This is a genomic window from Rheinheimera sp. B2H12, from assembly GCF_059620065.1.
Window position 1 is genome coordinate 4,524,456 of the sequence record NZ_CM184363.1, and the last position, 12,346, is coordinate 4,536,801.

Consider the following 12,346-nt stretch of genomic DNA (forward strand, 5'->3'; position numbering starts at 1 on the left):
CCATCAGGGTTGTCGGTACAACCCTGCCAGTGGTGGCGCTGATGATGATCAGCACCACCACTGGTTTCAGTGCTTAAAATGAACCACGCACACCGACAGCATAACGGGAACCGTTATCTTCAATCGAGTAGATCTGATTACCAAAACGACCGGTTTGGACCAGTTCCTCTTCAGTAATGTTGATGCCTTCAATGAAGATAGTCAGGTAGTCGTTATAGTCGTAACTGGCGCTGATATCCCACTGACCAAAGGTCTTGGTATTAATAGGCTCACCGTTAAAACCGTTATCCAGCGCACGCAGGAAACCTTCTCTGTTATTAAAGGCAATCCGGGCCTGCCAGACATCCTGTTCATAGAACAACACCAGGTTTTGTGAATCGCCTAAACCTTCCAGCGCAAAACTCTGGGTGCTGTCTGCTGTGACATTCAGGTCGCTATCAACCACGGTAGCATTGGCTGTCACGCCAAAACCGTTGTCAAACATGTGGGTTAACGCCACTTCATAACCGGTGATACGGGCTGTTTCACCATTTTGTGGCCGGCTGACGGTGTACACTTCAGAACTGCCATTCAGTTCATTGGTGGTGCCCACGACCGGATTGGCGCAGAGGGCCGAATTGGTCAGGCTACAACCAAAAGCAGGACCGGTTCTGTCCGTCATGTTGTAAGTTTCACTGCCAGTCAGCGTGATAATAAAATCTTCCACTTCCTTGTTAAAGACGGCAAAACTAAACAGGTTGGCATCGTTGTAATACCATTCGTACGACAGATCCCAGTTTTGCGCCTGGAATGGCTTCAACGCAGGGTTACCGCCGCTGGCACTGAGGTTTTGCCGGCGTGGTTCGTTAAAGGTGGTGGCTGGCGACATCTGTGACATGGTCGGGCGCGTGATCGTATCGTAACTGGCAAAACGCAACACCATGTCATCGGCAATGCCGAGTTTGATATTCAGCGTTGGCAACAGATTGGCGTAGCTGGTGCCTTGGGTGATATCTGTGGCCGGACCAAACACACTGGCGAATAAAGTGGCGTCTGTGGTTGGGATCAAGTCAGTGACAAAACTCTGTACTGCAGCCACATCCACATTAGTACTGGCATAACGGGCGCCCATATTCACAGTCAGTGGCATATCCGCCAGATCGTATTGCAGGGTAAAATCCATATACAAACTGGTGATGTCTTCGTTGATGGTGTAACGGTTATTCCGCAGCGTCGGGTTAATGGCAAAACCATTATCGGCCAGATATTTCACCATCAGATCGCCATCATACGAATAAAACGTATTGATAAGGCCTGGGAAGAAGTTCTTGGCGGTAAATGGCTGGAAGTTAATCGCATCCAGCGGCGCAGCTTTACCATAACCACAGAAAGTACAAGGCGAGTCGTATTTCTGGAAGCTGGATTTTTCCCGTTCCTGCCGGTAAATACCAAAGTTGGCTTTTTCAAATACAGTATGATCTGGCAGATATTCAAAGTCGGCTTTGAACTCATTAATTTCATCCAGATTACTGAACTGATTACCTTTTTCATTGACGTGCATCCGGGCACGATTCGCATCCGGCAAGGAACCTCCGACAAAACCATCATGGGCGACTGTCGGAATAGCGCCTGTGGCATCAAAGGTATAGTTGTTGATCATCCCCACCACGTTAAAACGGTCACGGCCGGCACGGTCGTTTTCCGCAGAAGTGGTTGAAGCGTCAAACTCAGCGGTCAGCTTGTCATTAATTTTCCATTCCACGTTCAAACCAAAAGCATCATTACTGATATCACGGGAATTACGGGTGTGGGAAACGAAGTCTGTCGCTGGATTACCACTGCCCTGATGCAAGCCAATTTCCTGCGTGAACTTTAATAAAGTGCCGGTTGCCGGGTCAATCTGGCCACTGCCAACCCGGTCCGATTCAAACCAGGAGGCTAAATCTGTCACTTGTGAATCGACTTCAAACTTGGAGACTAAGCCATCCAGGGTGATGGTGACATCTTCGGATGGTGCATACTGTAAGACCAGACTAGCATTGGTGCGGTCACGCTCTTGCTGATCAATAATCTGATCCCAGTTGCGCGGAATATAAGCATTACTGAACAACACGCCATCCCGGGCGTTTGACACCGTTTGGCCACCCATCCAGCCAGCGGTCGCGATTTGGTTAATTTGTACCTTACGTTGCTGATGGCTGACTGCCAGCAGCACGCCAAAAGTATCATCGTTAAAGGTGTTGCTGACTAACAAAGATGCTGCCGGAGAAATTTCTTCGGACAAACTTTCGTACATGCCTTTGACAGAACCGACAATCCGTAAATCATCAAAATCAAAAGGCCGGGCTGTGGTGACATTGACAGTACCACCGATACCACCTTCCTGCAGTTTCGAAGAAGTGGATTTAAACACTTCAGCACCGGTGATTTGGTCAGCGGCCAGCACATCGAAGTTAAACTCACGACCAGCACTTTCAGTGGCAAACTGACGACCATTCACCAATACAGTGTTAAATTGCGGGCCAAAACCACGAATGGTTACCGCCTGGCCTTCACCACCACTGCGATCAATCGACACACCGGTGATGCGCTGCAGCGATTCAGCCACGTTTAAATCCGGAAATTTACCCAGATCTTCGGCGTTGATACCATCTGACACCATAGAAGAGTTCTTTTTCCCTTCCATCGCAGATTTCAGGCTGCTGCGGATACCACGAACCGCGATCACTTCAATTTGTGGTTCTGCGGCTTGCTGTGCCGCCGTCTGTACTTGCTGAGGCAAATCCCCTGCCACTGCAGTGCCTGTTGCCAGCACAGCAGCGACCGCCAGGCTCAGTGCACTACGTTTGGCGAAGGATTGACCTTCAGACCAGCCGGAAGTTACGTTCTTTGTTTTTGTCATCTTACAACACCCCTGTCTTTTGTTGTTTTATTGCCATTGCTTTTTATTAAGCTTATTTATCTTATAAATACTTCAATTATGACTAAAGTTCAACCTTTTTAGCCGCGCAAAGGCCAAACAATGTTGAAAAAAGCAGCATTTTGTCGCTGCAAAGGTCAAACTGGACAACCTAGAATTCAGGACAGCCATCAAATCCAGTTGCCATTACATCGGCACAAAATCCATACAAACCGGCACTAGCGCCCTGCTCGATTGGTTGCAGTCCTGAAAATCAGCCCCCTCAATTCAGGACAGCTACCAAATCCTGTTGCTATAACATTGACACAAACCCACTAAAACAGGTGCGGACTCACAGTCTTGATGGGTGGATGTCCTGAAATCCAACACTGAAAATCAGCCCCCTCAATTCAGGACAGCCACCAAATCCTGTTGCTATAACATTGACACAAACCCACTAAAACAGGTGCGGACTCACAGTCTTGATGGGTGGATGTCCTGAAATCCAACATCAGCCCCAGACAACAGGAAAAACTATATCTTATTGAATTTATAAATTATTTCTTGTTTATATTGCAGCCCTTTGGTCAATACCACTGAAGGGAACTCGGGCTGATTAGGTGCATCTGGCCAATACTGTGCTTCAAGACATAAGGCCTGACGTCGCTGATGAGGTGCCGTCAAAAAGTTTCCGCTATAAAATTGCAAACCTGGTAATGTGCTGAAGACCTCTAATTGCACGCCACTGGCTGGGGCAAATAATCGAGCCACCAAGCGAGCTTCACTTTCAGTCTCAGCCCCAACATCATCGCCACGAACAAAACAGTGATCAAAACCCGATGCCTGCATTAATTGAGGGTCTTGTTGTTGCAGAGCCTCTGCCAGCAATCTTGGCTGACTGAAGTCAAAAGCAGTACTGGCCACCGGCCTGATCTCACCGGTGGGGATCCCTAGCGCATCAATTGGCAAATAATGATCAGCGGCCAGCCACAATAGATGCGCTGTAATATCAGCACTGCCATCGAGATTGAAATAACAATGGTTGGTCAGACTGAGGATGGTGTCCTGATCCGATATAGCTCGAAATGTCAGTACTAGCTGACCCTGCTGTACACTGAGAGTCTGCCAGATTTGCAAAAATCCCGGATAACCGCCTTCGCCATCCGCAGACTCACAATACATCTCTACCGATTGCATATCTGCAGCTAACACCCGCCAGACTTTGCCAGACAAACCAAATTGACCACCATGTAAATGATGAGGTGGCGTATTACAGTCAAGCTGCACGGTTTTACCTGCCAACTGAAACTGCCCTTTGGCAATTCGATTGGCATAACGACCGACGGTCGCACCAAGATAACCAATGTTTTGCCAATAATGCCTTAAATCAGGCTGCTGTAAGGTCAATTGCTGACCGTTCAGGCTGATACCAGCGACGGTAGCTCCCAGTGTCAGCACCTCGACCCTCAGTCCAGCGCCATCATCCAATCGCAACAGTTGCACATCTTCCGCCGCCGTCATCATCTTTTTTCTCTCCGCTAACAATTAATACTATTAATCATACAAAATGACATATTTGTCAATCCTCCGGCAGAACCTGTCTGCTGTTGATAGCAATGGCTGTGGTGGGAACAGATTTAGTCTTTACGCCAAGGCATTACATCGCTTTTGCCTTTGCGGCCAGTGCAGGCTGCTTTAGGGTACGACTTCACTCAGCGGATTTGCGACAGCACTGAGTGGAACGACTCCGGCATGCTGTGCGAGCATGGCCGTTTTAACTACGCTCTCCGAACGCCACGCCAGGCTTATCGGGACAAGTTTTATCCAAGGAAAAAATAATAATGCATAAGCTCCTAAGTCTGAGTGCTGCATTCTGTCTGTTGGCAGCATGTAGCAATTCACCAACCCCCAGTCAGCCGGCAATAACCAGTCCAGAGCCAGCCAAAAGTAGCTTGTCACTGGAACGGATTTACCAACAACACGAGTTCAAAACTGCACCTGTACCTCAAATCCGCTGGCTAAAACAGCAGCAGGCCTATACGGTGTTAGAAGATCCGAAACAAAAAACGGCACAAACCACGGATAAATCAAATAAAAAAGCGAAAGTCAGTGGTCATGATATTGTGCGTTATCAAGCAAAAGACGGCAGTCGTGACATTTTGGTGACTGCCAGCGAGTTAACCCCGGCGGGCGCCAAAACGCCGCTAAGCATTGAGGATTATCAGTGGTCAGATGATCAACAAAAACTGCTGATTTTTACCAACAGCGTCAAAGTCTGGCGCAATAATACCCGCGGTGACTATTGGATTTTTGATTTAACTAGTCGTACTTTACAAGCGGTTGGCGGCAGCAGTATTGACCCGAAACAACTGATGTTTGCCAAGTTCTCCCCAGACAGCCAACAACTGGCTTATGTTTATAAAAATAACATCTATGTGCAGAAAATCGGCGCTAAAGCAGTCCGCCAACTGACCTTTGATGGCAACAGCAGCTTGGTCAATGGCGCTACCGACTGGGTCTACGAAGAAGAGTTTATGCTGGCAGACGGCTTTCGCTGGAGCCCTGATAGTCAGCATCTGGCGTATTGGCAATTTGATACCAGCAATGCCAAAGTTTTTACCATGATTAACAACACGGACGCATTGTATCCAACGCTACAACAGTTTCCTTATCCAAAAGTTGGGGAGAAAAATGCATGGGTCAATGTTGCAGTGGTGAATGTCAACACAGCGAAAAATACCTGGATTGATTTAGGTCCAAAGCAGCGAGATGATTATGTGCCACAACTGGCCTGGACGCCGGCAGGCAATGAATTATTGATCCAACAGGTTGATAGGCCACAGCAGCAGAACAAAGTGCTGCTGGCGAATATTCATAGTGGTAAAACCCGACAACTGATGCTGGAAAGTGACAAAGCGTTTCTTGATCAAATTTATGAAGTGGAATGGCTGGATAATCAACAAAATTTCCTTTGGATCAGTGAGCGTGATGGCTGGCGTCATCTGTACTTAGCATCGTTAGATGGCAAGCAACTGTTGGATTTGACCCCGGGCGCTTATGATCTGACGTCCGTGGTGCATGTTGATAAAACCAATGGCTGGGTTTATTACCTGGCAGCTCAGGTCAATCAGGGTGAAACCGAGTTGTATCGTACCTCTTGGCGCCAGCCAGGAATGGTTGAAAGAATCACACCATCCACGATGCGCGGTCAACACTCTTACCAGATTTCAGCCGACGGCTTATGGGCCATCCACCGATTCTCAAATCAATCCACCCCACCGCAGACCGCGCTGATTGCGTTGCCAGATCATCGTGTACAGAAAATGATGGTTAAAAATGAACAACTTGCTGAAAAACTCAAGCAATTGCAATTAAGCCCACTGGAGTTTTTCCAGGTCAAGGCTTCAGACGGCTTGGTGTTGGACGGCTGGCTGATTAAACCTACCAATTTTGATGCTGACAAAAAATACCCAATCATTTTTTATGTCTATGGGGAGGCTTGGGGGCAAACCGTGAGTAATAGTTGGTCTGGCAGTCAGGGGCTGTGGCATCAATTACTTGCACAACAAGGCTTTATCGTAGCTTCTATCGATAACCGCGGCACCAGAGCACCTAAAGGCAGAGACTGGCGTAAATCAATTTATAAGCTGGCCGGTGTGGCATCATCGAAAGATCAATCAGATGCATTGTTAGCTATGCAACAAAAGTATCCATTTATTGATGCTCAGAGGGTTGGTATTTATGGTCATTCCGGGGGGGGGTCAAGCACTTTAAATATGTTATTCCGCTATCCACAACAATATCACGTTGGAATCGCGAGCGCGCCCGTGGCCGATATTCGGCTGTATGACACTATCTATCAGGAAAGATACAGTGGTTTATTAGTGGGTAATGAACAGGCCTATGCACAAAGTGCCCCGCTCACCCATGCCAAAAATTTGCAAGGCAAACTGCTGCTGATCCATGGAACTGGCGATGACAATGTTCATTACCAAGGCACGGAGCGATTGATTAACGAACTGATTAAACATAACAAAGCTTTTGATATGCTGATTTATCCAAATCGCAGCCACGGCTTGTACGAAGGCCAGGGAACCACTTTGCATCTGCAAAGCTCGATGCTTCGCTATTTCAAAACGCATCTACAAACCACAAAATAACATAGTCAGCCTTGACCGGTGTCTCAGCACACCGGTCAACAACCAGGCCAGACCTATGTCAGCAGTCCATTTTACTCTGTCACGATGCTTGCCCTCTTTTGCGACTACCTCATTACCGCAACGCAGGCTGATAGCGCTAATTGAAGCCATCCACTCATCAGTAGCGCTAATTGCGCTAATTGAGGCCATCCACTCATCAGTAGTAGCGCTAATTGAGGCCATCCACTCATCAGTAGTGCGCTAATTGAGGCCATCCACTCATCAGTAGTAGCGCTAATTGAGGCCATCCACTCATCAGTAGCAAAGCGACTAAGACTATTGAATCATTAGTGCTCCCCATTTCATCGTTTACACCGCAATAGACAGATAACTTCAATTAAAATAAACTTGAAATTAACTTTAAATAAACTAAATTAAAACAATTGAACTTACCGGGAGGGCAACCATGCCCAGAGCACGTAAACAACAAATTGCATTGAGCCAAACAAGTTACTACCACTTGGTCAGTCGCTGTGTCCGACGCGCCTTTTTATGTGGTATCACAGATACTTACAACTTCGAACATCGCCGCGAATGGATGACAGAGCGCTTGGCTCTGCTCACGCAGATGTTCGCTATTGACATCGCCGCCTATGCCCTGATGACCAACCACTATCATCTTGTTGTCCGGGTCGATACAGTTAAGGCCAAATGCTGGAGCAAACTAGAGGTTTTGCAGCATTGGCAGATGCTTTTTCATTTACCTGCACTGGTTGAACGTGAACTCGCCGGGCAACTCAATAGCGAGACTGAAAGACAAGTTGTTGATTCAATAATTGAAAAATATCGCGACCGGCTCTGCGATATCAGTTGGTTTATGCGATGCCTGAATGAGCACATTGCCAGGCTAGCCAATGCTGAAGACGAATGCACCGGCCGGTTTTGGGAAGGACGCTTTAAATGTCAGGCACTGCTGGGAGAAAAAGCGCTACTCAGCGTAATGGCGTATGTTGATCTGAACCCGATGCGCGCAAAAATCGTTGGATCCCCCCAAGCTTCAGACTATACCAGTATCCAAAATCGGCTCGGTAACGCTGTTCGAGGTATCTTTCATGGCAAGTTACTGCCTTTTTCTGATGATACCGATACAGAATACAGCCAAGAACATATCCCCTACCGTTTTGCCGATTATCTTGAACTTCTTACCTGGACTGGCCAGTTAATCCATGCTGAAGCCAGCGTAGGTATTCAGCCACAAATTCCAATCACACTCATTAACTTAGGTATTTCACCCAATCAATGGCTACATAATTGCAGAAAATTGGAAGAACTTTTTCATTTTGCCATTGGACCTTCCAAGGCGGTTAAGCAATTGTGTCAGGCGTTTGGTCAACACTGGTTTCAAGGCCAAGTTGCGTGCCGACGATGCTTTGGCTAACAAAGTAAACTTTGCCTGTAAAACATATATCAGCAGACCAAAAACAACCATGACCTAAATATAGGTGCTGCTATATTTAATCTTGTTTTTTTCACAAAGAAAACAATGTAATCCCATCTGGATTTAACTCTCGCTCGAAACAAAAAGCTTAACCTCAAACACATCTGCTATTAGACAGCATCATTTTTATGATTTTTGCATATCGTGGATGGCCTCATATAGTTTGTGATGAATGGCATTTATTGGGTGGCCTTAATGGTGGGGCTACATCAAATTGCAACATCGTGCCATTAAGATTCAGTTGAAGTTGAACTGCAGATGTTGTCTTTTCAGGCTAAAACGTGGTCACACCACTGCTCTGCTCCACATGTAATTATTTTTGTGACCTGGCGTGCCCCAAGTGACAATGTAAACGGAACGTCGATGAACAGACGAAATTTTTTAGCAATAGGTAGCAAAATACTGTTGCCAACGGCTTTGCTACCAGCCCCGTTATTACAGGCTCAAATCCAGACCACTTCCTCAACCATTAATCCACCGAACTTTCCGCTTGGCTTCAGCAGTGGAGATGTCACAGCTGACGGCGCTGTGATTTGGAGTAAAACGGATCAATCTGCGTTGATGAGGGTCGAAGTGAGTCTCACCGCAGATTTTAGCAAGCCACAACGTTTCGATGGCGATAGCGCATTGGCGGAACAGGATTATAATGCCAAAACCATACTCTATGGTTTAACGCCAGGAAAACGCTGGTTTTATCGCGTCATCTTTGAAAGTCTACAGCAGCCGGGCTTATTTGGGATCAGTGAGACAGGCCAGTTTAAAACAGCACCAATAACAGCAGTCCCAATTCGGTTTTGCTGGTCAGGTGATACTGCCGGCCAAGGTTATGGCATAGATCCGGCACATGGTGGCATGCAAACCTACCGCGCAATGTTGCAGCAACAACCTGACTTTATGGTGCATTGTGGTGATCTGATTTATGCCGATGGCCCAATTTTGCCAAAACACCCACAAAGTACAATGCCTTGGAACAACCTCATCCCGGCCCCATACCGCAGTATCAATCAGGTTGCACAACAACTGGCCGATTTCCGTTGTCGTTATTATTACAATTTCCTCGATCCCCAAGTGCGGGCTTTTCATCAACAAGTGCCTGTGTACCAGCAATGGGACGATCATGAAGTCATTAATAATTGGTATCCGGGTCAACAACTGGCAGATGAGCGCTATCAGGAAAAAAGTGTCTCGTTATTGGCCGAACGTGCCAAGACTGCTTTATTTCAATGCAACCCGATCCGGCAACAACCACATGACAGCCGGCAAATTTACCGCCATTTTAGCTATGGTCCGCTGTTGGAACTCTTTATCATCGATAAACGCAGCTACCGTGGGCCAAATTCACTCAATCGCCAGAGCACCGAATCGGCTGAAACCGATTTTCTCGGGCCTGCTCAGCTCGAATGGCTGCAACTGGCATTGAAAGCATCGACTGCGACCTGGAAAATTATTGCCAGTGATATGCCTATTGGCCTCAGAGTCACCAATAAAGACAGCGAGATTGCCGAAAACATGGCTAATGGCGATGGTGCACCGGCCGGCCGTGAACTGGAGTTTTGCCGTTTACTGCAGTTTCTTCAGCAACAGCAGATCCGCAATGTGCATTTTATTACTGCCGATGTGCATTATGCGGCGTCACATTATTATCAGCCGGAACGTGCTGTTTTTAAAGATTTCCAGCCATTCTGGGAGTTTGTCAGCGGCCCCTTACATGCGGGTACTTTCGGTCCCGGCAAACTGGACAATACCTTTGGTCCTGAGGTGCGTTTTGTCGGCATTCCGGCGGATATGCCACAGAATTCACCACCAAGTGCCGGTTTTCAGTTTTTTGGTCAAATGGATATTGAGCCGGTCAGTCAGGTTCTTACTGTCAGCCACCGTAACCGGCAAGGTGAGTTGTTGTGGCAACATCAACTACAGCCAGAAATCTAACTATAGGAGTGCAGGTCATTTCAGGCCAATGACGTATCGTCACGCCCGTTCCCGACCGCAAGGCTGTACCGTCCGTCCATGGACATGCAGCCTTGCCCGTTCCCGACCGCAAGGCTGTACCGTCCGTCCATGGACATGCAGCCTTGCCCGTTCCCGACCGCAAGGCTGTACCGTCCGTCCATGGACATGCAGCCTTGCTTGTTCCCGACCGCAAGGCTGTACCGTCCGTCCATGGACATAAAAAATGGCCACGATGCTATGCATGGTGGCTATATCACAAAATCTGCGTTTTTTCTGTCAGTGTCAGCTATAGGCCGTTTGTTTTGCTGCCAGCAGCACCTCTTTGCACTAAGCCGCCAACCGGACTTCAGCCAACTCAGGCTGGCTGAGATCTGCCGTTGCTAATATCGCAACTCTCAGCACTTTGCGCTTGCAGTGCTACGATGTCGGAGGCATCTATCGACTGCGGGTGACTCACTAACAAGTGTTCCTGAGTCGCCACGACCAGTGCGACAGTTGCGTCGCCAGTCACATTAGTGGTCGTTCGGATCATATCAACCACCCGATCAATAGCTGCAATAAATGCGATCCCTTCCAACGGCAACCCCACCACAGTTAATGTCACAGTTAACATCACCAACGCAGTACCCGGCACACCGGCCGTGCCTAAGGATGCAACTGTTGCAGTACCGGCAATCAATAAATAATCCGTCAATTGCAGTGGAATACCGTACAAGTTTGCGATAAAAATCGCCGCAATCGCCGGATAAATACCACCACAACCATCCATATTGATGGTTGACCCTAGTGGTAAAACAAAACTGGCATACTCCTTTGACACTTTTAAATCTTCAGTCACTACTTTATAGCTGACCGGTAAGGTGCCATAACTACTGGCGGTGCTGAACGCCACCAGCTGTATTGGAAAAATAGTGCGGAAAAATTGCCAAACCGACATCCGGGTGAATAATTTAACCAAAGTGCCGTAAGTCAGCAGCATATGCAGCAGACACCCCAGATAAATCGCCAGAATAAATTTTCCAAGCGGCAGCAAAGTCGCCAAGCCATATTGCCCAACCACCCAGGCAATCAAACCAAACACACCTATTGGGGTCAGTTTTAACACCAGCCTGGTCAGTTCAAACATCACTTCAGCACCAGCATGAATCACTTTTTTAATAGGTTCGGCTTTGTCAGCGGCGGCATTGATGGCAATGGCGAATAACACTGCAAAAACGATTATTTGCAGCACATTACCGGCAGCAAAAGCGCTGATAATATTAGTCGGGATTAAATCTGTCAGTACCTGTGCCACCGGTGGAATTTCTTTGGCAGTGACGGTCGCCTGCGCCAAGGCTGGATTGGCCTCAAACTGAAACAAGCTACCGACCAACAGCCCCAAGCCACTGGCAATCATCGCTGTCAGTAAGAATAAACCGACAGTTTTAACTGCCAGCCGGCCCAGTTTTTTGCCGGAGCCCAAAGCAGTAATGCCTTGCACTAAGGCAAAAAAGACTAATGGCACCACCAGCATTTTGATGGCATTTAAAAATAACGTCCCCAGCGGTTTTAAAACCACTGCATCCTGGCCAAGCCAGACACCTGCCAGCACGCCAAGTGCTAATGCCAGTAACACCTGTTGCCATAAACTAAGTTTAAATAATTTTGTCATTGCCCATTCACCTGACTTTTGCAGGCTTGCCATTATAGGAACGTAATTAAACCTGACAATTCAGTGTTGGACTAACATATGCCAAAACAGCTGGACCTAGCTGCACAAGCCACCTAAACCCAGTTCATTCAATTCAGGACAGCCCCCCTCACAGACATGCAGGCATATCACAAAACTTTCGACTTAAATACTGCGCCAGATCAATAGTTGACACACAAACAACTGGGATA

At 47.5% G+C, this 12,346-nt stretch carries 6 protein-coding genes; 3 read left to right on the forward strand and 3 right to left on the reverse strand.

The features are described 5' to 3' along the window. Positions 1 to 73 precede the first annotated feature (73 nt). Both AC53GJ_RS19285 and AC53GJ_RS19290 read right to left on the reverse strand, forming a co-directional pair. Positions 74 to 2,881 (reverse strand): TonB-dependent receptor, encoded by a 2,808-nt coding sequence (locus AC53GJ_RS19285; protein ID WP_496730022.1) that lies wholly within the window; start codon positions 2,879 to 2,881, stop codon positions 74 to 76. Between the two features lie 531 nt (positions 2,882 to 3,412). Beyond that, on the reverse strand, positions 3,413 to 4,402 hold the full coding sequence (locus AC53GJ_RS19290) for an aldose epimerase family protein (RefSeq protein ID WP_496730023.1): 990 nt from the start codon (positions 4,400 to 4,402) through the stop codon (positions 3,413 to 3,415). Positions 4,403 to 4,719: 317 nt separating this feature from the next. Here AC53GJ_RS19290 and AC53GJ_RS19295 point away from each other — a divergent pair, with 317 nt between their 5' ends. From AC53GJ_RS19295 to AC53GJ_RS19305, 3 genes are all read left to right on the forward strand, one after another. After that, entirely contained in the window at positions 4,720 to 7,038 is a 2,319-nt protein-coding gene (locus AC53GJ_RS19295) for a S9 family peptidase (RefSeq protein ID WP_496730024.1), read from the forward strand. Between the two features lie 445 nt (positions 7,039 to 7,483). After that, complete coding sequence (locus tag AC53GJ_RS19300; protein WP_496730025.1) at positions 7,484 to 8,455, forward strand: transposase; 972 nt, start codon at positions 7,484 to 7,486, stop codon at positions 8,453 to 8,455. 423 nt (positions 8,456 to 8,878) lie between these two features. Next, positions 8,879 to 10,444: an alkaline phosphatase D family protein gene (locus AC53GJ_RS19305; protein ID WP_496730026.1), complete on the forward strand. Its 1,566-nt coding sequence runs from the start codon at positions 8,879 to 8,881 to the stop codon at positions 10,442 to 10,444. 376 nt (positions 10,445 to 10,820) lie between these two features. Here AC53GJ_RS19305 and AC53GJ_RS19310 read toward each other — a convergent pair whose 3' ends face one another. Next, positions 10,821 to 12,116 (reverse strand): dicarboxylate/amino acid:cation symporter, encoded by a 1,296-nt coding sequence (locus AC53GJ_RS19310; protein ID WP_496730027.1) that lies wholly within the window; start codon positions 12,114 to 12,116, stop codon positions 10,821 to 10,823. Positions 12,117 to 12,346 lie beyond the last annotated feature (230 nt).